The organism is Nocardia huaxiensis, assembly GCF_013744875.1.
GTDB classification, from domain to species: domain Bacteria; phylum Actinomycetota; class Actinomycetes; order Mycobacteriales; family Mycobacteriaceae; genus Nocardia; species Nocardia huaxiensis.
Genome location: NZ_CP059399.1, coordinates 1,530,314 through 1,553,064, shown reverse-complemented (window position 1 = coordinate 1,553,064; position 22,751 = coordinate 1,530,314). Strand labels below are relative to the sequence as shown.

Below are 22,751 nucleotides of genomic sequence, written 5' to 3'. Positions count from 1 at the left end.
CCGTTACGAGGTGTACCCGGATGCCCGGAATCGGGGGCGCTGCCCCCGATTCCGGTTGGTTCGTGAATTCCTCAGTGCGAGTTCAGGACCAGGTTGGTCATGACGCGCACGCCTGCCACCAGTGCCCGCTCGTCGATGTCGAAGGTGGGCTGGTGCAGGTCGAGCTGTTCGCCCTGACCCGACCACACGCCGAGCCGCGCCATCGCGCCCGGCACCTCCTCCAGGTACCACGAGAAGTCCTCGCCGCCACCGGATTGCAGGGTGTCGGCGAGCGCGTCGGGTCCGAGCGGCCGGATGGCGTCCTCGAACATGCGCACGGCCAGTTCGTCATTGACCACCGGCGGCACGCCGCGCTTGTAGTTGAGCTGGTACCGCACGCCGGTCGGTGCGAGCAGCCCCTCGACGATCTCGCGCACCATGGGCTCGAGCAGCGACCAGGTGGCGTGATCGCCGGTGCGGACGGTGCCGGTGAGCATGCCGGTCTGCGGAATCGCGTTGGGCGCCTTGCCCGCCGACACCGCACCCCACACCATGACGGTGCTGGTGCGCGGATCGATGCGCCGCGACAGCAGACCGGGGAGTCCGGTGATCACGGTGCCGATGGCGTAGACCAGGTCGCTGGTCAGGTGTGGCCGCGAGGTGTGCCCACCCGGCGAATCCAGCACGAGCTCGACGGTGTCGGCGGCGGAAGTGATGGCCCCCACGCGAATACCGACCCGTCCGACCTCCAGCCGCGGATCGCAGTGCAGCGCGAACATGCGCGACACGTCTTCCATGGCCCCCGCGGCGACCATGTCGATGGCCCCACCGGGCATGACCTCTTCGGCGTGCTGGAACACCAGCCGCACACCGACCGGAAGGTTCGGGATCTCGGCCAGCGCCAGCGCGGTGCCGAGCAGGATCGTGGTGTGCGCATCATGCCCGCAGGCGTGCGACACACCGGGAACGGTCGAGGCGAACGGCAGGCCGGTGTACTCCTGCAGCGGAAGCGCGTCCATATCCGCCCGCAGGCCGATACGGGGAGTGTCGGGACCGATGTCGACGATCAGGCCGGTGCCGCTCGGTAGTTTGCGCGGCTCCAATCCCGCCTTGACGAGCCAGGATTCGATGAACTCGGTGGTACCGAATTCGGTCCGGGAAAGCTCCGGATTCGCATGGATGTGCCGGCGCCACGAAATGAGATCGTCCGTGTGCTCGGAAAGCCACGCTTCGACCGCGTCACGCCCGGTAACCATGTCCATAGCCTCCATTGCCGCGCCGGCGGGCTGCATGGATACACACGTGCCCGCCTTGTGCCCCAGCGCTCTGGTAGCTGCGGACCGGCCGGTTGTGCTCACCGAATATCCTCCTGTCGTCGCTGAAACTGCCGTTGCAGAACTCGTTCCGACAACCTGTCCCTATGAAATTGATCGCCTGCGATGGTTATCGCGGTGCGAGCCAATGCCGTTGCCCCGTCCAGGACAGCGCGGTCGGCCGACGCGTTCACGGCCGCGGCCGCGAACGCGGGCTGGTGGGTCACCGCTCCCCCGGCATCGATGCCGATGACCGGGTGGATACCGGCGATGACGTTGGTGACATTGCCCATATCCGTGCTGCCCAGCGGCCGTGCGGCTTCCAGTTCCGGAGCGATCGGCGCGCGTCCGAGTTCGAGGATCTGCTCGCGATAGGCGCTCAGCAGCGCACTGTCGGGAGTGAGCTCGGTGTACGTCGGCGCGAGCTTCCGGATGTCATGTGTGCATCCGGTCGCCAGGGCACCAGCCTCGAAACAGGCTGATGCTCGTTGCATCAGATCGTCGAGGGTCGCGGAGTCGCCTGCGCGTAGGTAATACAGCAGTTCCGCGTGTCCGGGCACGATATTGGGGGCCACGCCGCCCGACCCGACTATACCGTGCAGTTGCTGTCCGGGGAGTAGATGTTGGCGTAGCAAACCTAGTGCAACCTGCGCGACCGTGACCGCATCGAGTGCATTGCGCCCGTACTCCGGCGCGGCGCTGGCATGCGACTCACGGCCCTGGAAGGTCACGGACAGGTCCGCGAGGGCCAGGGAACGCGCGCCCGCGATGTCCTCGGGACCGGGATGCACCATGAGCGCCATGGCCAGATCGTCGAAGACGCCGCGGTCGAGCATGAGGACCTTGCCGCCGCCGGACTCCTCGGCGGGGGTGCCGAAGACCTTCACGGTGAGGCCGCACGCGTCGGCCACCGCGGCCAGACCGAGCGCCGCACCCACCGTGGCGGCGGCAATGATGTTGTGCCCGCAGGCATGTCCGATTTCCGGGAGGGCGTCGTACTCGGCGAACAAACCGACCACAAGGTCTCCGCTGCCGTATTCGGCGGAGAAAGCCGTGGGCAGATCGGCGATGCCCTTGTCGATGCGGAAGCCGTGTTCCCGCAGGGGCTCGATGGTTTTCTCGACGCTGCGGAACTCCTCGAAGGCGAGTTCGGGTTCGGCGTGAATGGCGTGCGAGAGGGCGATGAGCTGATCGCGGCCGGCGGCGATGGCGGAATCGGCGGCGGTGAGCACGGTGGGGTCAGCGGCGGCGAACGCCGGGGATTCGATCTTGTTCCGGGCAGCGGCGGATGACGGCACGGCTGTCTCGTGCCGACTGATCGGTATGCAGGATCTCCGATCATCGCCGCTGCGCGATGGTGGCATGCCCCACAGTCTCGCACTCCCGGCGCGCGGTGTCGCACCAGGTGAGCCGGAAATCTCGCGCGCGGCGGCATCGTCGAGACAGGAATAGGGGCCCTGACGGGATTCCGCCGGGCCCCTATCGGGTTTCGCGCTGCGTCAGCGGGTGTCAGCTCGGGCTGAAGGCCAGGTTCTCGGGGGTGGTCTCCACCGCGAGGCCCTCGAGGGTGACCTTGTGCAGGGCGCGCTTGATGACCGGAAGGTTCGGCTTGCGGTTGCCCTTCAGCATCTCGGCGCGCGCGATAGCGGTCGCGAGCAACTGGTCGGCATCCGCTTTGCCGTCCACGATGCCGGCCGCGATGGCGTCATCGGCGGCGTAGCGACGGCCGGTGGTCATGGCCTCCACGCACACCTGATTGGTGAGGCGGCCGGTCAGCAGGGCGTTCATCGCCACGGTGAACGGCATGCCCAGGTGCACCTCGGGCAGGCACCAGAAACCGCGGTCCGCGCGCATGATGCGGAAGTCGCAGGAGGTGGCCAGCATGGCGCCGGCGCCGAAGGCGTGACCGTTCACGGCCGCGATGGTCGGCAGCGGGAAGGTCAGCAGGCGGCTGTACAGCGAGTGCACACGGTCCAGGTACCAGCAGTTCTTGTCGAAATTGCTGAACAGCCAGTCGGTGTCGAGGCCATTGGAGAAGAACTTGCCGTTGGCGGTCACGACCAGGGCGGCCGGACCCTCGCTGGCCTCCACCTCGTCGAGCAGCGCGTGGACCGCGTCGATCCAATCGGGGTGGAAGCGGTTCTCGCTGTCGATGTTCTGGCCCTCGACGCCGAGGTACAGGACGAACACATCCCCATCGCGGTTCAAATACGGCATGAGTGCAGCGTAGCGAGGGTGCACCGACAGACCTACTGGCGGGTAGCGTTTGTGTCACGGATCGGGTGGCATGCCGAAAAGCGTGCGAACAGGACAGCTCTGCGGCGCGGGCGGGCATCGGAGATCGCAGGCGACTAGGGTGGGCGACATGCTAGCCGCGCAGGCCGCCGAGGCGATCGCCGAACGTACTGGAGTGCAGCAACACCGGGTCGCGGTGGTGCTCGGGTCGGGCTGGCAGGAGGCCGCCCTCGAGATCGGGGATCCCAGTGCCTCGATACCCATGTCGGAGGTGCCCGGGTTCGGAGAGCCCACGGCGCAGGGACATCAGGGCACGATCCACTCGGTGCTGGTGAACGATCGGCCGGTGCTGCTGCTCATGGGACGCCAGCATCTGTACGAGGGCAAGGAGCCCGCGCAGGTCGTCCACAATGTGCGCACCGCTGTGGCCGCGGGCGCGGAGACGATTCTGCTCACCAATGCGGCGGGCGGCATCCGCGACGGGCTATCGGTCGGCGAACCGGTATTGATCAGCGACCACCTGAACCTCACCGGCCGCACCCCCCTGGTGGGCGCGGACTTCGTGGACCTGGTCGACGCCTGGGATCCCGAATTGCGCAAGCTCGCAAAGGAAGTCGACCACACGCTCACCGAGGGCGTGTACGCCGGGCTCACCGGCCCGCAGTACGAGACCCCCGCCGAGATCCGCATGCTCCGCACCCTGGGCGCCGACCTGGTCGGCATGTCCACCGTGCTGGAGGCCATCGCCTGTCGTGCGGCGGGAGCCCGCGTGCTCGGCATCTCCCTGGTCACCAACCTGGCCGCCGGCATCACCGGCGCGCAGCTCTCGCACGCCGAGGTGCTCGCCGAAGGCCACGCCGCCGCACCACGATTGGGCAAGCTCCTCCGCGGCGTCCTCGAGCGCCTGTAGGCGGCGGGCCATGCTGCGCTTCGGCACGGCGGGCCTGCGTGGCCCCCTGCAAGACGGCCCCGACGGCATGAACATCGACACCGTCACCCGAGCCACCGCCGGCATAGCCGACTGGCTCCGCAACCGCTGCCTCGGCGGCGGCCTGGTGATCGTCGGCCGCGACGCCCGCCACGGCTCAGCCGATTTCGCGGCGGCCACCGCCGAAGTCTTTGCCGCCGCGGGCTTCTCGGTCCTGCAACTCCCCCGCCCGCTGCCCACCCCGGTGGTGGCCTACGCGGTGAAAGCCCTGGGAGCCGTTGCGGGAGTGCAAATCACGGCATCCCACAACCCCGCCACCGACAACGGCTACAAGCTCTACCTCGACGGCGGCTCCCAGATCGTCCCCCCGGCCGACGCCGAAATCGAAGCCTGCATCGACGCCGTACGCACCCCCGTCCCCCGCACCGACCCCACCCCCACATCCCCTGCCCCGGAACGGCTTTCGCTCCCCGCCGGAACCACTGGCGCCGAGATGGGCGAGGCAATCGTCCGCCGCTACGCGTCCCGGGTAGCCGAGCTCCCCCACCTGATCGGCGACGGCAATCGAGAACCCGTGCAGCGCAGCCCGATTCGCATCGCCCTCACCGCCATGCACGGCGTGGGAGGCGAGCTCGCGGTATCGATCCTGCGGGCGGCCGGATTCGACGACGTGCACGTCGTCAGCGAGCAGTTCGCCCCGGATCCGGACTTTCCCACGGTCGCCTTCCCCAACCCGGAGGAGCCGGGCGCATCGGACCTGCTGCTGAAGCTCGCGGAGCAGGTCGGGGCGGATGTGGCCATCGCACTGGATCCGGATGCGGATCGGTGCGCGGTGGGCGTCCCCGGCCCGAACGGCTGGCGCATGCTGCGTGGCGACGAAACCGGTGTCCTGCTGGGCGATTTCGTGCTGCGCAGCGCCGCGCCGGATTCGCTGGTGGCCACCACCATCGTGTCGTCACGACTGCTGAGCAAGCTGGCTCCGGCGCGGGGAGCGCGATATGCCGAGACGCTCACCGGTTTCAAATGGCTGGCACGTGCGGGTGAGGGCCTCGTCTACGCGTACGAGGAAGCCATCGGTCACTGCGTGGACCCGGCCGCCGTGCGTGACAAGGACGGGATTTCGGCGGCCGTGCTCGCGGCGGATCTGGTAGCGCAATTGAAGGCGGCCGGTCGCACCCTGTTCGACGTACTCGATGATTTCGCAGTGGAATTCGGCGTGCACGCGGGCGATCAGGTGTCCTTGCGACTGCCGGATGTCACCGAGGCCGCCGCCGTGGTGGCGCGACTGCGCGAGACCCCGCCGACGGAGATCGCGGGAGTTCCGGTGTCCTGCACCGATATGTCCACGATCCGCGGGCAGATGCGTACCGACGCACTGATTTTCGACGGCCCGTCCCTGCGCATCGTCGTCCGCCCCTCCGGCACCGAACCCAAACTCAAGTGCTACCTCGAAGCCTTCGAACCGGTCCCGGCCCCGGCCCACTTGAAAGCCGCCAGGGCCGCCGCCACCCAGCGCATCGCCGAAATGCGGGCCTTCTGCGAGAAGCTCTGAGCGCGCATCGGCAGAAGTCCCACTCGTCCGACGTGCGCCCCATGCGGAGGACTTTCGACCAGGCGCTTAGCCTCGAAAGCGGTCTTCTTATTCGTCGAGGCGGGGAGCGAGCCGTGAATCAGCCGCATTGCACCCACTGCGGGAGCACCGGACTGGAACCCGGGTTCATCGAGGATGCCGGTGAGTACGCGAAAGGGTACGCACGCTGGATACCGGGGCCGCTGGAGTTCGGCCCCTTCGGCGGCGTCAGGCGAATGGGCAAGCGGCGCTTCGGCATCGATGCGTGGCGTTGCACCGCGTGCTCACATCTGGAGCTGTTCGTCCGGCCGTCCTGACGGTCAGCGGGGGCCGAATTGACGGTCGCCGGCGTCGCCGAGGCCGGGGACGATGAAGGCGTCGGAGTTGAGGCCGCGGTCCACCGAGGCGGTGACCAGGCGGATGGGGTGGCCCGACTTCTCCAGCGCGGCAATGCCTTCGGGGGCGGCGACGACGCAGAGGACGGTGATGTCGCGGGCATTGCGGGTGGCGAGCAGGTCGAGGGTGTAGACCATGGAGCCGCCCGTGGCGAGCATGGGGTCGAGGACGATGACCGGGGTTTCGGAGAGGTCGTCGGGGAGGGACTCCATGTAGGGGGTGGGCTGATGGGTGTTCTCGTCGCGGGCCAGGCCGACGAAGCCGATGCGGGCGTCGGGGACCAGGTTCTCGGCGGTCTCCACCATGCCGAGGCCGGCGCGCAGGACCGGGACCAGCAGGGGCGGGTGGGCCAGGCGGGTGCCCTCGGCGGCGGCGACGGGGGTGGCGATGGGGAAGGTGACGACGGGGGCCTCGCGCAGCGCCTCGTAGACCAGGATGCCGGTGAGGTCGCGCAGCGCCGCCCGGAATGTCGGATTCGAGGTGCGGGCATCTCTCATGGTGGTCAGCAAAGCGGCAGCGAGCGGATGGTCCACGATGTGAGTGCGCATAGGAAAACGATAGGTCAGCCCGGCTCTCCCCGGTCCCGCGCGGCCAGATTCCCCGAAACCCGGGAACCGAAACCCGCTCCCCCGCGTCCAATCCCCTGCAGGACGTAATCACTCCACGACCAGCACGACAGGGGTTCCGATGCCCGGCATCTCGATCGACCCAGCCGCCATGACCGCCTACACCGCAGCGGCCACCCACCAGGCAGCCACCCTCACCACCGCGAGCATCCTCGCCGCAACCGCCGACCCCCTCGCGCTGGCCCCCGCCCTGGGCCGCATAGGCGCCGACTTTCTAGCGGCCTACGCGGCAGCCCACACCACCCACACCGGAAGCCTGGCCGCATTGTCGACCGTCCTCGCCAGCCTCGGCACCGCCACCAATGGCTCGGCCGACGCCTACATCACCACCGACCGCACCAACGCCACCACCCTGAGCACCCTCACGCCGGAGGCGAACATATGAGCGCCACAACCGAACTCAGCGAAGAGATCGCGGTGGATGTGGCGGGGCTGGCACAGGCCATTGCCGAGTTGTCGGAGATTTTCGGGAACGGGTCGGCCGGGGGCGTGGCCGATGCCTTGCGGCAGACGTCGGCCACGGTGGACGGCGTACACGCGGAGGGACGGGAGGGGATCGACGGGTTGTACGCGGCCTGGCGGGGCGGGGCCGGGGATGCGGCCATGGGGATGGCACTGGAGGTACAGACCGCGGCTGCCACCCTGTCGGATCAGGGAAATGCCATGGCGCAGGCGGTGGATCGGGCTGCGGGGGTGATCGGGCAGGGGCAGCGGGAGTTGAAGGAGATCGAGCGGTCGTTCGGGGAAACGGTGGCGGGACTCGGGGCGGAGGGGCTGAGTCCGGCGGGCAAACAGGTGATCGTGTCGGAAGCCATCGAGCATCTGGGGCGCGCGGTGCGGGTGGTGGAGCGGGTGCGGGCCGAACTCGAGGTGGAGACGGCGGCAATGGAGGAGTTGGCCACGCCACCGCCCATACCCGAGGCCGCGGGTGCGGTCCCTGCGAGTGGTGTTGGCGCTGAGGTTGTTTCGGCCGCCGTCGGCGCACAGGGAGGCGGTGCGGGGCAGATCCGCCCGGCGGGCGGTTCAGGCGATGACGGGACGGCGGCTTCGTACGGAATGACGGCCATTCCGGCATCGACAGGACTTGCGTCCGCAGTCACCGGTGGCCGAGGCGGCACCGCATACCGCGGCTCATCCGGCGGGCGTGGCGGGACCAGTGGGAACGGGCGTGGCGGGATAGCCGGGAACGGCCGAGACACCGACGAGATGCGGACAACGGCCACCGGGGTGAAACTTACTCTGCCCGACGGCAGTACCGTTGAGGCTCCCAACCAGCAGGCGGCCGATGCGGTCCGCAATGCGATCGCTGCGGTCGGCACGCCGTATGTCTGGGGCGGCACCACACCCGGTGCCGGACTGGATTGCAGTGGGCTGACACAGTGGGCGTATGCGGAGGCAGGGGTGTTTTTGCCGCGATTGGCACAGGAGCAGGGTCATGGCCATGCACAAATCGGTCCAGGGGACTTGATGCCGGGCGATCTGGCCGTGTGGGATGGCCATGTCGCCATGGTGATCGGCAACGGTCTGTTGGTGGAGGCGGGGGATCCCGTCCAAATCGGTCCGATTCGAACGGAGAACATCGGTATGCAGTTCCTCGGCTTCTACAGGCCAACCGCATGACGCCACCGCAGGTTCCGCCTGTCACGGTGGCGGCCAACACCAATCGGGCCGGCACGGTGACGGTACGCGCCACCGATCAGGGGATGCCGGTCGAGATCACCTTCGAGCGCAGTGAATACCGTTACGGCGCACAGGCTCTCGCCGACGAGATCCTGCGGCTCACCAAGCGGGCGGCCATTGTGGCGAAGGCGCAGCGGCGGGAGATGCTGGCCGAGCTGGGGATGCCGGACCACATTCTGAACCGGCTCGGCCTGCCCACCCGGCAGGGCGCGGTGGACGAGCTGGATCGGCTGGACGAGGCCGACACCGGCCAGGCGACGTGGATGAGGCAGATATGAGCGCGGAGATGGATGCCCTGGTCGGACGGGTCGCCAACAGCCTGGAAGCGCTGGAAGCGGCGCTGTACGGCTTCAAACAGGTGCGCGGCACCTTCACCTCACCCGACCGCTCGATCACCGTCGAGGTGGACGGCGACGGCGCGGTGACGAGCCTGCGGCTGGCCGAATCGGTGACCGCCCAGCAGCCCTCGGAGGTCTCGCAATTGATCCTCTGGGCGTGCCAGCAGGCGGCCGCCGACGCCACCGCGCAGCGGGCGCAGGTCATGGCCGAGTTGAACAAGTCGCTTCCGCGGAGCGGAACATTGATCCAGCCGACGGGAAATGTTGGGGGCGGCCCGGATAGTGCCCGGGGCAGCCACTAGATAGGCTTCCCGTCATGGCTTCTGGAGACATCGTCCCGATCGCGCTCGGCCTGACCAAAGGCGATCTCGTCACCCTGTGGGCACCGCGCTGGCGAGACGGTGACGATGAGTGGCAGGCGTTCCTCGGTCACGAGGAAGACCTGTACGGATTCGAGTCCGTCGCCGAGCTGGCCGCGTTCATTCGCACCAACTCGGAGAACGATCTGGTGGATCATCCCGCGTGGAAGATCATCGCCGGATTGTCGGCGGCCGAACTGGAGCCCGAGGAGCAGTTCGTCTTCGATCTCGTGGGCGTGCCGGAGCTGGCGGCCGACGACCCGGACCCGGAGGTGATCTCCGAGCTCGAGGAGACCCTCGACATGGTCCGCAATATCGGTGACGTCTGCGAACTCGACGTGGTCACCAAGTTCTTCGGCTCGCATCCGGTGCTGGGCGCGCTCCCGGCCGGGGTGAGCGCCTTCGCCGGGCGTGAGGGCGAGGAACTCTGGGATCAGATCGGCGCGGCCATCAGCAAGGACTGGGACGACGTCCTGGACGCCATCGACTCGGTGGTGAGCATTCCCGAGGTGGACGCCGACGCGGTGTCGGTCGCCGAGGCGGAACTGCTTGCGGCACAAGAGAACGAGGTCGACGCGGAGGACGCCGCCGACATCGACGAGGACATCGAGCCGGTCGACCTGTCCAAGGACGACGACGAGGACGAGGACGACGAGGAGACGTTCTGGCACGAGGTCGGCATCGACCCCGTCAAGATCATCACCTCCGAGGGCACGTTCTACACGCTGCGCTGCTACGTGGACGACGAGCCGATCTTCCTCGGCGCCGACGGCAGCATCACGGTGTTCCCGTCCGAGCGCGCCCTGGCCCGCTACCTGGCCGACGACCACGAACACGACCTGGCGCGCGTGGTCACCTACGGCGACGTGCAGACCGCCGCCGTGGACGGTTCGCTCGAGGTCGAGGTGGACGACGAGAACGTCTACGTCCTGCCCGGCCTGGCCGACGACCTGGCCGACGGCCCGCAGGCGGTCGACACCGACCAGCTCGACCTGGCGGTCGAATTGTTCACCGACGCAGCCGATTACGCCGACGACGACGCGGTAGAGAACGCCCTCGCCGTCTCCACCCCGCTGGGCTGGTACGTCTCCTACCTGCTCAACCCCGACCCCACCCGGATGGCCCCGAACCCGCCGTTCGCGGCGGAGGCGGAAGCCTGGAAGATGCTGGAGCAGGCCTTCGAGGCACGGCTCCAGAAGGGCTGAGCTGTACGGAATCGCTGTTCAGGACAATCTGATCCACACCTGCTCGGAGCGCCCGAGCAGGCGGCCGTCCTCGCCGTAGATCGCGGTGGCGGTGAGGCCCTTACGGCCCTGTTCGCCACGCAGCTCGCCGACCACCACGCACTGCTCCCCGACAGCCGGGAGCGCGTGCACGGTCGCCGTCATGGAGCCGAGAACCGCTGGGCGAGTCGCGATTTCGGGGACGGTGAAGCCACCGGGGCAATCCATGGCGGCCCACAGCAGCGGCGTGCCGATGGGGAGGGTGTCGTCGGGCGACCACGGCGCGGCCACCACTCCGTCGGCCACCGCACCGGCCTGGATGCCCAGCCCGTCCTCGCGCTCGTCACCACACACGAAGCACTTGCGGAACGGCGAATCACCCTGCCGTTCAACGGTTGCCGTCACCGCCACGGACCGTTCGACCGGCGCGGGCGCGGCAGCGGTGAACTCGCCCGCCGCGGCTTCGGCGACCAGCGTGTCCCCGTCGAAGAGGTACCCGCCCACCACGCGCAGCGGGGATTCCAGCGGCGGCGGGCTGCGGAGGATCACCTGCACCACGGCGTCGTCGCGCTGTTCGGCGAGCAGACCGCCCACCCAGCCGCCGTTGCCCGAGCCGGGTGGACCGTTGAATCGGCTCGGAATCCGCAGAGTCGTCATAGTTCTCACGCTAACTAATCGCGAATCCGCGGGCTCCGTGAACTATTTCACGTGAAGTTATCCGATGAGCACCGCGTAACCCGGCTTGATCACCTCGTCGATGATGCGCAGCCGATCCGGGAACGGAATGAACGCCGACTTCATCGCATTGATGGTGAACCGCTCCAGATCACTCCATCCGTACCCGAAGGTCTCCACCAGCTTGTGCATCTCCTCGCTCATGCTGGTGTCGCTCATCAACCGGTTGTCGGTGTTCACCGTGACCCGGAACCGCAGCCGCGCCAGCAGGTCGAAGGGATGCTTGTCCAGTGACGGCACCGCCCCGGTCTGCACATTCGACGACGGGCACAGTTCCAGCGGAATCCGCTGATCCCGAACATAATTCGCGACCCGGCCGAGTTTCGGACCGTCGGCGGAGTCGGTGATGTCGTCGGTGATCCGCACCCCGTGCCCGAGGCGGTCACAGCCGCAGAAGGCGATGGCCTCGTGAATGGACGGCAGCCCGAACGCCTCTCCCGCGTGAATCGTGATGTGCGCGCTGTTGCCGCGCATGTATTCGAAGGCGTCCAGATGCCGTGAGGGCGGGAACCCGGCTTCCGCGCCGGCGATGTCGAACCCGCCGACACCCTTGTCACGCCAGCGCACGGCCAACTCCGCGATCTCCCGCGAGCGTGCCGCGTGCCGCATGGCGGTGAGCAGACAGGTCATGCGAATCGGCGTCCCGGCCGCGGCCGCCAGCGCCTCGCCCTCCCGGAATCCGGCGAGCGTGTGCTCCACGACCTCGTCCAGGTCGAGTCCGGCCTCGAGATGCTGTTCCGGAGCGAATCGGACCTCCGCGTACACCACGCCGTCGGCCGCGAGATCCTCCGCGCATTCGCGCGCCACCCGGCGCAGGCCCTCGGGCGTCTGCATGACGGCGACGGTGTGCGCGAAGGTTTCCAGGTACCGCTCCAGCGACCCGCTGTTGGCCGCGTCCCGGAACCACCGCCCCAGGGTTTCGGCGTCATCGGCCGGTAGTTGGTCGTATCCGCAGTCACGCGCCAGCTCGAGCACGGTCGCGGGCCGCAGCCCGCCGTCGAGATGATCGTGCAGAACCGCCTTGGGCGCCTGTCGGATCGAAGCGAGAGTCAAAGGCGTCGGTCCAGTCATGTATCGACGGTAGCCGCATTCCCGCTCCCAGGCAGGCGACTAACACTCCGACTACGACCTGTTCGGCATGTCGTTGCCCCCGCGTTGCTGCCCCGCGCGTGATCTTCACCTACCGGTCAGGGATCGCGTCCCAGCTCAGCAGGCGATACCGTTCCCGTCCGGGTCGAGTGACGCCCGATAGCCCGGCTGCCCGCGCAGCAGCGGCCGGTCCAGCTGCTGCCGGACCTCCACGCAATTCGCGTAGTACGGCCGGGGGGATTCCGATTTCGTGGTGACCGGCACCGGGACATGGTCGCCCGGCTCGGCATACGCCGACTGCGGCCCGGCCGCGAGCACCGCGACGATCGCGACCCCCGCCAGCCCCGCCGCCCCCGAACCCGCCACCCTCCTGCTGGTTCGAATCTTCATCCATCCCAGGCTAGGCCGCCCGCGCACCCGCGGCACGCGTCCAGGTCAGGCCCTCTGAATGGGGACCATGAGCAAGCGTCGAGTGGGAGTCAGGGTTGGATGCGGCCCAGAACCAGTGGGGGCGGGGTGAATTCGGTGTCGGCGATGGTGAAGGCGTCGGACAGGGCGGCCAGGGCGGCGGGGAAGGTTTCGGGGGTGTCGGTGTGCAGGGTCAGCAGGGGTTGGCCCGCGCGCACGGAATCGCCTGGTTTGGCGTGCATTTCGATGCCCGCGCCGGGTTGGACCGGGTCGCCTTGGCGGGCGCGGCCGGCGCCGAGACGCCAGGCGGCTATGCCGACGTCGTAGGCGTCCAGGCGGGTCAGGGTGCCGGATGCGGTGGCGCGCAGGGTTTCGGTGTGCCTGGCGCTGGGGAGTTCGGCGTCCGGATCGCCGCCCTGAGCGGAGACCATGGCGCGCCAGTGGTCCATGGCGCGGCCGTCGGCGAGGGCGTCGGCGGGGTCGATGTCGTCGATTCCGGCCTGCGTCAGCATTTCCCGGGCCAGGGTGAGGGTGAGCTCGACCACGTCGGCGGGGCCGCCGCCCGCGAGTACATCCAGGGATTCGGCGACTTCGAGGGCGTTTCCGGCAGTACAGCCGAGCGGAGTGTCCATGGCGGTGAGCAGGGCCACGGTGCGCACGCCCGCGTCGGTGCCGAGTTCGACCATGGCCGTGGCGAGTTCGCGGGCCTGGTCGAGTTGCTTCAGGAACGCGCCGCGCCCGACCTTCACGTCGAGCACCAGCGCGCCGGTGCCCTCGGCGATCTTCTTGCTCATGATGGAGCTGGCGATCAGGGGGATGGATTCGACGGTTCCGGTGACATCACGCAGGGCGTACAACCGTTTGTCGGCGGGAGCCAGATCCGCGCCGGCCGCGCACACCACCGCGCCGATGCCCGGATCCGCGAGCAGCTCACGCATGCGCGGCACCGGAATGTCGGCCTGCCAGCCGGGAATCGCCTCCAGCTTGTCGAGCGTGCCGCCGGTGTGGCCCAATCCGCGGCCGGACAGCTGCGGCACCGCCGCCCCGCAGGCCGCAACCAGCGGCGAGAGCGGCAGCGTGATCTTGTCGCCGACGCCGCCGGTGGAGTGCTTGTCCACGGTCGGCCGGGGCAGGTCGCGGAAGTCCAGCCGCTGTCCGGAGGCGAGCATGGCGGCGGTCCACCGCGCGGTCTCGCGGCGCGTCATGCCGCGCCACACGATGGCCATGGCCAGGGCCGACATCTGTTCGTCGGCCACCTCGCCGCGAGTGAACGCGTCGACCACCCAATCGATCTGGGCGTCGCTCAGCTCCCCGCCGTCGCGCTTGGTCGTGATCACCGACACCGCCGAATGCACCGTCACCCTGACCACCCTCGCACGCCGCCGGGTCGCGCGCATCGAAGATCGCCGACCGCGGCCTGCCGAATCCTGTTGAGCTGCGCCTTTACTGCTGTCCGGCGGCCAGGTCGTCGGGTCCGAAGGCGTCGGGGAGGAGTTCGCTCAGCTTCACGGGCGCGCCCTTGTGGTCGACAAGCAGTGTGCCGCCGCCGAACTCGTAGAGCACCTGCCGGCAGCGGCCGCAGGGCATGAGGATTTCGCCGCGCGAGTCGCAGACGGAGACGGCCAGCAACCGGCCTCCCCCACTCGAAATCAAGTTACCGACCAGTACAGACTCGGCGCAGAGGCCCAGGCCGTATGAGATATTTTCCACATTGCAACCGCTCACAACGCGACCGGCGGAGGTGAGAGCAGCGGCCCCCACGGGGAATCGCGAGTATGGCGCATAGGCATTTCGCATGACTTCGGAAGCCTTGTGCCGCAAGGTTTTCCAGTCGATTTCCGACATATCGGACCATCCTCCAGAGGCCGTGACGGGACCCGCACTGAACCCATCGAACCATGCCCGGAAAATCAGGAAAGGCAAACCTAACTCACAACAATTCGGGCCAACGAGCGGCACGCCGAATTAGTTCCCCCAAACTCCGGGGATTAGAGTTCCCAATCAGATCGGTTCAGGTTCCCGACAGCGGACCTGCGGCACTGCCACTGGATGTCGATTCCATGTGTGAGCAGGTGTTATCGACAGTCCAACGGCTCCGCGGCCGGATCTGACCGGGTCCATCAACGACGTTGGAGGCACCGCACTCTATGACCACGCTAGAAGCTCCGGCCAAGCCGAAGCGGACTCTCTACCGAGGCGACCCCGGCATGTGGTCCTGGGCGCTGCACCGAATCACCGGCGTGACGATCTTCTTCTTCCTGTTCGTCCACGTCCTCGATACCGCACTGGTGCGCGTCGACCCCGACACCTATGACCGTGCGATCGAGACCTACAAGAACCCCCTCGTCGCCCTCATGGAGATGGGCCTGGTCGTGTGCGTGCTGTTCCACGCGTTCAACGGCATCCGGGTCATTCTCGTCGATTTCTGGTCGCAGGGTCCGCGTTTCCAGAAGCAGATGCTCTGGATCGTGCTCACCCTCTGGGTCCTGATCGCGGGCGCCGGCATCGGCCGCCAGTTCTTCTACCTGCTGACGGAGCACTGACATGACCGCACCTGTTCTCGGTAAGAGCTACGACCGCCCGGCCAGTCTCGACGCGCCGCGCGCGCCGCGCCGCACCTCCGGCAACAACTTCGAGAAGTACGCGTGGCTGTTCATGCGCTTCTCCGGAATCCTGCTGGTCTTCCTGGTCATCGGCCACATGTTCATCATGCTGATGATCGACGGCGGCGTGCAGCGCCTGAACTTCGCGTTCGTGGCCGGCCGCTGGGCCTCCCCGTTCTGGCAGATCTGGGATCTGACCATGCTCTGGCTCGCGCAGCTGCACGGCGGCAACGGCCTGCGGACCGTCATCGACGACTACGCGCGCAAGGACTCCACCCGCTTCTGGCTGAAGACCGCGCTGGTGATCTCCATGATTCTGGTCATGGCCACCGGCACCTACGTGATCTTCACCTTCGACCCCAACATCAGTTAGGAACAGGCCACCTCGATGAGTGACTCTCGACCGATTCAGGAGCACCGCTACGACGTCGTGATCGTCGGTGCCGGTGGCGCGGGTATGCGCGCCGCGATCGAGGCGGGTCCCCGGGTGCGGACTGCCGTCTTGACCAAGCTCTACCCGACCCGCTCGCACACGGGCGCGGCGCAGGGCGGCATGTGCGCCGCGCTGGCGAACGTGGAAGAGGACAACTGGGAGTGGCACACCTTCGACACCGTCAAGGGTGGTGACTACATCGTCGACCAGGACGCGGCGGAGATCATGGCCAAGGAGGCCATCGATGCCGTGCTCGACCTGGAGAAGATGGGTCTGCCGTTCAACCGGACGCCCGAGGGCAAGATCGACCAGCGTCGCTTCGGCGGGCACACCCGTGACCACGGCAAGGCGCCCGTGCGTCGCGCGTGCTACGCGGCCGACCGCACCGGGCACATGATTCTCCAGACGCTGTACCAGAACTGCGTCAAGCACGACGTGGAGTTCTTCAACGAGTTCTACGTGCTGGACCTGGTTCTCACCGAGGGCCCCAACGGCCCGATCGCCACCGGCGTGGTCGCCTACGAGCTGGCCACCGGTGACCTGCACGTGTTCCACGCGAAGTCGATCATCTTCGCCACCGGTGGTTCGGGTCGCATGTACAAGACCACCTCCAATGCCCACACCCTCACCGGTGACGGCATGGCGATCGTGTTCCGCAAGGGACTTCCGCTGGAGGACATGGAGTTCCACCAGTTCCACCCGACAGGTCTGGCGGGCCTGGGCATCCTGATCTCCGAGGCGGTCCGAGGCGAGGGCGGCATTCTGCGCAACGCCTCCGGCGAGCGCTTCATGGAGCGGTACGCCCCCACCATCAAGGACCTCGCGCCGCGTGACATCGTCGCGCGCTCCATGGTCCAGGAGGTCCGCGAGGGCCGCGGCGCCGGTCCGAACAAGGACTACGTGCTCATCGACGTGACCCACCTCGGTGAGGACGTGCTCGAGGAGAAGCTGCCCGACATCACCGAGTTCTCCCGCACCTACCTGGGTGTGGACCCGGTGAAGGAGCCGGTGCCGGTCATGCCGACCTGCCACTACGTGATGGGCGGCATCCCGACCCGCATCCGTGGCGAGGTGCTGCGCAACAACACCGACATCGTGCCCGGCCTGTACGCCGCCGGCGAGTGCGCGTGTGTGTCCGTGCACGGCGCGAACCGCCTCGGCACCAACTCGCTGCTGGACATCAACGTGTTCGGCCGGCGCGCGGGCATCGCGGCCGCCGAGTACGCGCAGCGCGCCGAGTTCGTCGAGATGCCGGAGAACCCGGCGCAGATGGTGCAGGACTGGCTGGCCGGTCTGCTCTCGGACCACGGCAACGAGCGGGTCGCCGACATCCGCACCGATCTGCAGAACTCCATGGACGACAAGGCCGGTGTGTACCGCACCGAGGAGTCGCTGAAGTCCATGCTGGAGGAGATCCAGGTGCTCAAGGAGCGCTACACCCGGATCGTGGTGCAGGACAAGGGCCGTCGCTACAACAGCGACCTGCTGGAGGCCGTCGAGCTGGGCTTCCTGCTGGAGCTGGCCGACGTCACCGTCGCGGGCGCGTTGAACCGCAAGGAATCTCGTGGCGGCCACGCCCGTGAGGACTACCCGGATCGCGACGACGTCAACTTCATGCGCCACACCATGGCCTACAAGCAGACGCCGGAGCTCATCTCCGAGATCCGTCTCGATTACAAGCCGGTCGTGCAGACCCGCTACGAGCCGATGGAGCGTAAGTACTGATGACCGCAGTCGCTGAAACGCCGCAGAAGGCGGCCCCGGTGCCGGACGGCTCGACCATCATCACGGTCAAGATCGCCCGCTTCAATCCGGAGGACGGCAAGGGCAATCACTGGGATTCCTTCAAGGTCCCGGTGCTCCCCACCGACCGCTTCCTGAACGTGCTGATGTACATCAAGTCCTACCTGGACGGCACCCTGACCTTCCGCCGCTCCTGCGCCCACGGCGTCTGCGGTTCGGACGCGATGCGCATCAACGGCGTGAACCGTCTCGCGTGCAAGCTCCTGATGAAGGACATGCTCCCGAAGAACGGCAAGGAAATCACCGTCACCGTCGAGCCCATCCGCGGTCTGCCCGTGGAGAAGGACCTCGTCGTGAACATGGAGCCGTTCTTCGACGCCTTCAAGGCGGTGAAGCCGTACCTGATCACGAACGGCAACGAGCCCACCCGCGAGCGCATCCAGTCCCAGCACGACCGCGCCCGCTTCGATGACACCACCAAGTGCATCCTGTGTGCCTGCTGCACCACCTCCTGCCCCGTGTACTGGAGCGACGGCAGCTACTTCGGCCCGGCCGCGATCGTGAACGCCCACCGCTTCATCTTCGACAGCCGCGACGAAGGCACCCGCGAGCGCCTCGACATCCTCAACGACGTCGAGGGCGTCTGGCGCTGCCGCACCACCTTCAACTGCACCGACGCATGCCCCCGCGGCATCGAGGTCACCAAGGCCATCCAGGAAGTCAAGCGCGCCCTGCTCTTCGCGCGGTAATTCCGGAACCTGAGCCGAATTACGAGGCCGCCCGCATCTTCGGATGCGGGCGGCCTTCGTCGTGGTGACGGAAGTCATGCCTGGTCAGGCGGGTCGCGAGGGCCGGGAAACGGGGTGCGGCAGCATGTTACGGGCGTTCGCCAGCTGTTTGCCTTTCGCTGGGATGGATTTCGTCAAGATCGCGCGAGCGTCGGAACAGTGTTCACATGGGTGCGGTTCTGCACCAATTGCCAGGCAATTTTTGCGAAATGAGTTCGTAGCATTGCGGGTCGTTTGTCCGTATAGCGGTTGGCTATGCATGCGCTGAGCTGTTGCTGAAGCGGGATTCTTGGGCTGCGGGAGGGGTTTCGGGGGCTTAGCGTGAGGCTCGTTCCGCTGGGAACGCAGAAAATCTCCGCTTTGGAAGGCGCTCGACATGTTCCTCGCTCGATCAGCGGCGACCGCCGCACTGCTGCTGTCCGCCGCCGCCGTGGCCGCGCCGTCCGCGTTTCCGACGGCCACTACTCTCGGGGCCGAAACGTCGGGTATTCCACTCGCGCAAAGTATTTCGCCGGAAGCTTCGGGTGATTCGCCGCAGCCGGCGGACGGGTCGCCCGGCACGCCGCAGGCGAACGGGCCGGCGGCCCACGTGGCGGGCTCACTCGGCATCGGGACCGGGCTGGCCGGGGTGGGCAAGGTGCTCGGGACCGGGAGTTCGGCGCTGGGGACCGGGAGCGGGCTGGCCGGGCCGTTGGCGGGCGGGCTCGGCACCGGCAGTGCGGCGGCGGGGACCGGTAGCGCGGCGGCGGCGGGACTCGGCGATGCGCTGGGCGCGGGTGCGCTGGCGTTGGGGACGGGCAGCGCGGCCGTGGGTGCGTCGGGCAGCGCGGCGACCGCCGGCCTCGGTACACCGCTCGCCATTCTCGGCACGGGCAGTGCGGCTCTCGGCACCGGTAGCGCCGGATTGGCCGCCGCCGGAACGGGTTCCGCGGGGGTGGCCGTGCCGCTGGGCACCGGCAGCGCCGCGGTGGGAGCCGGCAGTGCGGCGGCGGCGCCGTTCGGCGCCGGGATCGGCAAGGGCGTAGGCGGGCTGCTGTCGTCGGGCAGCTCCGCGATCACGCCGCTCAGCGCGGGCACCGACGCCGGAAGCTCCTCGGCGGTGGATGCGGGCAGCGCCGCGATCCCGCTCTCGCTCGGTGACTGAGGTTCATGTGGCGATGTCGTCAACGCAACCCTCGTCATCCCGGCGCGCTTTTGGCCGGGATCGACACGGATAGCGTGCGTTGCTCTGTGGATCCCGGCCAAAAGCATGCCGGGATGACGGGGGGACATCGCGGGTAGAAGCTCGGCTAGCCGGGCTGACAACCGATCTCCCGATCGGGTTTGCGGGTGGCGGGTGGCGGAAACCCGATCTACCGTAGGCGAGGTGTGGGCCTGCCTGACGGAAGGAGGCCCCCGTGCCCGAGCCGACGAATTTGATCGTGGTGGGCGCCTCGGCCGGCGGCGTGGAGGCGTTGCGGGAGTTCGTGTCCGGTTTGGCCGCCGATACCCAGTCCGCCGTCCTGGTCGTTCTGCACATGCCGCCGCACGGGGTGAGCGCGCTGCCCGCGATTCTGTCGCGGGTGGGTCCGCTGCCCGCGGTGGCGGCGGTCGACGGGATGCCGTTGGAGGCGGGCCGCGTCTACACCGCCGTGCCGGACCATCACCTGCTGGTGGCTGATTCGCGAATCGTGTTGTCGCACGGCCCGACCGAGAACGGTTACCGGCCGGGCGTGGACGCGCTGTTCCGTTCGGCGGCGGTGGCCTGGGGTCCGCGAGTGGCGGGCGTCGTCCTGTCCGGATCCCTCGACGACGGCACCGCCGGCCTGGCCCTCATCGCCGTGCGCGGCGGCATCACCGTGGCGCAGGACCCGAAGGAAGCGCTGTATCCGAGCATGCCGGAGAGCGCGATCAGCCAGGTGCGGGTGGATCACGTGCTGCCCGTGCGCGAAATCGGCGCCACACTGGCGCAACGGTTTCTGAAGCGCGACGATCTGCCGGAGCCGCCCCCGCTCTCGGAGATCAACCGATTGGAAGCCCACCTCGACGCGGGCGTGGGCATCACGCGAAACGGGGTGGCGACCATGACAGACCCGTCCGGCCTGAGCTGTCCTGACTGCAATGGCGTCCTGTACGCCCTGCCCGACACTCCCCAGCGCTATCGATGCCGGGTCGGCCACGCGTGGACCGCGCAAGCCCTGTTGGCGGAGCAGAGCGTGGAGGTGGAGCGCGCCCTGTGGACGGCGCTGCGGGCCCTGCAGGAGAAACAGCAGCTGGCCGAGCGGATGTGCGCCGACGCACAGCGGCACGGTGATCAACGCCTGGCGGCCCGCTACTCCGAACAGCGGCACGAGCACGCGCATGCGGCGGAAGTTTTGCGCAAGCTGCTGGTCGAGCGCTGATCGGCCGGTGCCAGGCGGTAATTTGTGGCTGTGGAACAGGACAGGACGCCCAGTGCCGTGCACGGCTTCGAAGAGATCCTGCAGTACCTCAAGGAAGCCCGCGGTTTCGACTTCACCGGATACAAACGCAGCAGCCTGATGCGCCGGGTGGATCGGCGCATGGCCCAGCTGAGCCTGGACGACTATGTCGAGTATCTCGATGTGCTGCAGGCGAATTCGGATGAGTTCGTGGCACTGTTCAACACCATCCTGATCAATGTGACCGGCTTCTTCCGGGATCCGGATGCCTGGGAGTTCATGCAGCAGGACGTGGTGCCCACCATCCTGGCCGAGCGCGGACCGGAGGAGCCGATCCGCGTGTGGTGCGCCGGCTGCGCCTCGGGCGAGGAGGCCTACAGCCTGGCCATCGCGCTGGCCGAGGTGCTGGGCGTCGACGAATTCCGGCAGCGGGTGAAGATTTACGCCACCGACGTGGACGAGGAAGCGCTCAGCACCGCCCGGCACGCGGTGTACAGCGAGAAGGAAGTGCAGCCGCTGGGCCAGGAGCTGATCCAGCGCTATTTCGAGCCGATCGGCGGCCGCTACTCGTTCCGGAAGGATCTGCGCCGCACGGTCATCTTCGGCCGCAATGATCTGGTGCAGGACGCGCCGATCTCCCGCATCGATCTGCTGGCCTGCCGCAATACGCTCATGTACTTCAATGCCGAGACGCAGACCAAGATTCTCGACAAGTTCCATTTCGCGCTCGCCCCGCGCGGCATGCTGTTCCTCGGCAAGGCGGAAATGCTGTTGTCGCACAGCCGGACCTTCGACCCGGTGGATCTCAAGCGCCGCGTGTTCCGGAAGGTGCCGGCGACGCGGATCGATGTGGGCACGGTGTTCGGCCGCTCCTACGTGGCGGAGCGGCGTGATGTGGAACAGATGGAAACTTTGCGCGGCCTGGCCTTTTCGAACGGCCCGGTGGCGCAGGTGGTGCTCGGCGCCAATGATGTGGTGTCGCTGGCGAATCAGCAGGCGAAGCATCTGTTCGGCCTGAGCGACAAGGATGTGGGCCGTCCGCTGCGCGATCTGGAACTGTCGTATCGCCCGGTCGAATTGCGCGGCTACATCGATCAGGTGCGCACCGAACGGCGGGCGCTGCGCATCAAGGATGTGGAATGGCAGCGCGGCCCCGGTGAGGTGCTGGCGCTGGAAGTGCATGTGAGCCCGCTGCTGGCGGACGAGATCACCATCGGCGTCTCCGTGGTCTTCCACGATGTGACCGCCAACCGCCGCCTGCTGTCCGAGCTGAGCCGCGCCAATCAGCAGCGCGAATCCGCGTACGAGGAACTGCAATCCACGAACGAGGAACTGGAGACCACCAACGAGGAACTCCAGTCCACGGTGGAGGAACTGGAGACCACGAACGAGGAACTCCAGTCCACCAACGAGGAACTGGAGACCACCAACGAGGAACTCCAGTCCACCAATGACGAATTGCAGACCATCAATACCGAATTGCGTGAGCGCAGCAACGAACTCGACGAGGTCAACGAGTTCTTCGCCGCGGTGATGAGCTCGTGGCCGGCGGGCGTGGCGGTGGTGGACACCTCCATGCGCATCGTGGTGTGGAACAGCGGCGCGGAAAACCTGTGGGGCATGCGGTCGGACGAGGCCGAGGGCGAGCATCTGCTCAATCTCGATATCGGCCTGCCGGTGGCCGAGCTGCGCCCGATCGTGCGGCCCGCGCTCAATGACTCGAACTACCGGCAGGAGATCAAGCTGGAGGGCGTGAACCGCCGCGGCCGGGCCGTGACGGTGCGCGTGGTGTGCACCTCGCTGCGGGATCGCACGGGCATGCCGACGGGCGCGATCCTGGTGATGGAGCCGTTCGGCAACGGCAATGGCAGCGTCGAGGGCAACGGCCTCGGCGAGGCCGAATAGC

At 67.8% G+C, this 22,751-nt stretch carries 24 protein-coding genes; 15 read left to right on the top strand and 9 right to left on the bottom strand.

Annotated features, from left to right (window positions below; translation table 11 throughout):
* Positions 1-71: 71 nt before the first annotated feature.
* The 3 genes from H0264_RS06945 to H0264_RS06935 form a co-directional block, all read right to left on the bottom strand.
* Positions 72-1,235: a M20 family metallopeptidase gene (locus H0264_RS06945; protein ID WP_181583201.1), complete on the bottom strand. Its 1,164-nt coding sequence runs from the start codon at positions 1,233-1,235 to the stop codon at positions 72-74.
* Between the two features lie 98 nt (positions 1,236-1,333).
* Complete coding sequence (locus H0264_RS06940; protein ID WP_244976241.1) at positions 1,334-2,524, bottom strand: M20 family metallopeptidase; 1,191 nt, start codon at positions 2,522-2,524, stop codon at positions 1,334-1,336.
* Positions 2,525-2,801: 277 nt separating this feature from the next.
* Positions 2,802-3,509 (bottom strand): enoyl-CoA hydratase/isomerase family protein, encoded by a 708-nt coding sequence (locus H0264_RS06935; protein ID WP_181583199.1) that lies wholly within the window; start codon positions 3,507-3,509, stop codon positions 2,802-2,804.
* Between the two features lie 148 nt (positions 3,510-3,657).
* Here H0264_RS06935 and H0264_RS06930 point away from each other — a divergent pair, with 148 nt between their 5' ends.
* The 3 genes from H0264_RS06930 (at position 3,658) to H0264_RS06920 (ending at position 6,342) form a co-directional block, all read left to right on the top strand.
* Positions 3,658-4,437: a purine-nucleoside phosphorylase gene (locus H0264_RS06930; protein WP_181583198.1), complete on the top strand. Its 780-nt coding sequence runs from the start codon at positions 3,658-3,660 to the stop codon at positions 4,435-4,437.
* Between the two features lie 10 nt (positions 4,438-4,447).
* A complete protein-coding gene (locus H0264_RS06925) occupies positions 4,448-6,007 on the top strand; it encodes a phospho-sugar mutase (protein WP_181583197.1) in 1,560 nt (519 codons plus the stop codon).
* A 113-nt stretch (positions 6,008-6,120) separates the two neighbouring features.
* Positions 6,121-6,342, top strand: coding sequence for a hypothetical protein (locus tag H0264_RS06920; RefSeq protein ID WP_181583196.1), 222 nt, complete (start codon positions 6,121-6,123; stop codon positions 6,340-6,342).
* Positions 6,343-6,345: 3 nt separating this feature from the next.
* Here the strand turns inward: H0264_RS06920 and upp are convergent, their stop codons facing one another.
* The gene (gene upp, locus H0264_RS06915) at positions 6,346-6,969 is read right to left on the bottom strand and encodes a uracil phosphoribosyltransferase (protein ID WP_181583195.1); all 624 of its coding nucleotides are present in this window, start codon (positions 6,967-6,969) and stop codon (positions 6,346-6,348) included.
* Positions 6,970-7,108: 139 nt separating this feature from the next.
* Here upp and H0264_RS06910 point away from each other — a divergent pair, with 139 nt between their 5' ends.
* The 5 genes from H0264_RS06910 to H0264_RS06890 are packed head-to-tail and all read left to right on the top strand — an operon-like array spanning position 7,109 to position 10,629.
* Complete coding sequence (locus H0264_RS06910; protein WP_181583194.1) at positions 7,109-7,432, top strand: type VII secretion target; 324 nt, start codon at positions 7,109-7,111, stop codon at positions 7,430-7,432.
* The gene (locus H0264_RS06905) at positions 7,429-8,667 is read left to right on the top strand and encodes a C40 family peptidase (RefSeq protein ID WP_181583193.1); all 1,239 of its coding nucleotides are present in this window, start codon (positions 7,429-7,431) and stop codon (positions 8,665-8,667) included. Before H0264_RS06910 ends, H0264_RS06905 begins: the two co-directional genes overlap by 4 nt.
* Complete coding sequence (locus tag H0264_RS06900) at positions 8,664-9,005, top strand: hypothetical protein (protein WP_181583192.1); 342 nt, start codon at positions 8,664-8,666, stop codon at positions 9,003-9,005. The genes H0264_RS06905 and H0264_RS06900 overlap by 4 nt, the downstream gene beginning before the upstream one ends.
* A complete protein-coding gene (locus tag H0264_RS06895; RefSeq protein WP_181583191.1) occupies positions 9,002-9,367 on the top strand; it encodes a YbaB/EbfC family nucleoid-associated protein in 366 nt (121 codons plus the stop codon). The genes H0264_RS06900 and H0264_RS06895 overlap by 4 nt, the downstream gene beginning before the upstream one ends.
* A gap of 14 nt (positions 9,368-9,381) precedes the next feature.
* Positions 9,382-10,629: a primosomal protein gene (locus tag H0264_RS06890; RefSeq protein ID WP_181583190.1), complete on the top strand. Its 1,248-nt coding sequence runs from the start codon at positions 9,382-9,384 to the stop codon at positions 10,627-10,629.
* 18 nt (positions 10,630-10,647) lie between these two features.
* Here the strand turns inward: H0264_RS06890 and H0264_RS06885 are convergent, their stop codons facing one another.
* The 5 genes from H0264_RS06885 to H0264_RS06865 all read right to left on the bottom strand — a co-directional run bounded on the left by H0264_RS06885 (position 10,648) and on the right by H0264_RS06865 (position 14,724).
* Positions 10,648-11,304 (bottom strand): hypothetical protein, encoded by a 657-nt coding sequence (locus tag H0264_RS06885; RefSeq protein ID WP_181583189.1) that lies wholly within the window; start codon positions 11,302-11,304, stop codon positions 10,648-10,650.
* A 57-nt stretch (positions 11,305-11,361) separates the two neighbouring features.
* A complete protein-coding gene (locus H0264_RS06880; RefSeq protein WP_181583188.1) occupies positions 11,362-12,453 on the bottom strand; it encodes an adenosine deaminase in 1,092 nt (363 codons plus the stop codon).
* A 135-nt stretch (positions 12,454-12,588) separates the two neighbouring features.
* Positions 12,589-12,861: an excalibur calcium-binding domain-containing protein gene (locus H0264_RS06875; protein WP_181583187.1), complete on the bottom strand. Its 273-nt coding sequence runs from the start codon at positions 12,859-12,861 to the stop codon at positions 12,589-12,591.
* Between the two features lie 89 nt (positions 12,862-12,950).
* Complete coding sequence (locus H0264_RS06870; RefSeq protein ID WP_220140024.1) at positions 12,951-14,234, bottom strand: thymidine phosphorylase; 1,284 nt, start codon at positions 14,232-14,234, stop codon at positions 12,951-12,953.
* A gap of 88 nt (positions 14,235-14,322) precedes the next feature.
* Positions 14,323-14,724, bottom strand: a complete 402-nt coding sequence (locus H0264_RS06865) for a cytidine deaminase (protein WP_181583185.1) — start codon at positions 14,722-14,724, stop codon at positions 14,323-14,325.
* A gap of 302 nt (positions 14,725-15,026) precedes the next feature.
* Between H0264_RS06865 and sdhC the strand changes: the two genes are divergently transcribed.
* The 7 genes from sdhC (at position 15,027) to H0264_RS06830 (ending at position 22,750) form a co-directional block, all read left to right on the top strand.
* Positions 15,027-15,422, top strand: coding sequence for a succinate dehydrogenase, cytochrome b556 subunit (gene sdhC / locus H0264_RS06860; RefSeq protein WP_181583184.1), 396 nt, complete (start codon positions 15,027-15,029; stop codon positions 15,420-15,422).
* Between the two features lies 1 nt (position 15,423).
* Entirely contained in the window at positions 15,424-15,855 is a 432-nt protein-coding gene (locus H0264_RS06855) for a succinate dehydrogenase hydrophobic membrane anchor subunit (protein WP_181583183.1), read from the top strand.
* Positions 15,856-15,888: 33 nt separating this feature from the next.
* Positions 15,889-17,640, top strand: a complete 1,752-nt coding sequence (gene sdhA / locus H0264_RS06850) for a succinate dehydrogenase flavoprotein subunit (RefSeq protein ID WP_181585337.1) — start codon at positions 15,889-15,891, stop codon at positions 17,638-17,640.
* A complete protein-coding gene (locus H0264_RS06845; RefSeq protein WP_181583182.1) occupies positions 17,640-18,407 on the top strand; it encodes a succinate dehydrogenase iron-sulfur subunit in 768 nt (255 codons plus the stop codon). The genes sdhA and H0264_RS06845 overlap by 1 nt, the downstream gene beginning before the upstream one ends.
* 415 nt (positions 18,408-18,822) lie before the next feature.
* Complete coding sequence (locus H0264_RS06840; protein ID WP_181583181.1) at positions 18,823-19,590, top strand: hypothetical protein; 768 nt, start codon at positions 18,823-18,825, stop codon at positions 19,588-19,590.
* A 253-nt stretch (positions 19,591-19,843) separates the two neighbouring features.
* The gene (locus H0264_RS06835) at positions 19,844-20,827 is read left to right on the top strand and encodes a chemotaxis protein CheB (protein WP_181583180.1); all 984 of its coding nucleotides are present in this window, start codon (positions 19,844-19,846) and stop codon (positions 20,825-20,827) included.
* Between the two features lie 30 nt (positions 20,828-20,857).
* Positions 20,858-22,750 (top strand): CheR family methyltransferase, encoded by a 1,893-nt coding sequence (locus H0264_RS06830; protein ID WP_231084181.1) that lies wholly within the window; start codon positions 20,858-20,860, stop codon positions 22,748-22,750.
* The last annotated feature ends 1 nt before the right edge of the window (position 22,751 follow it).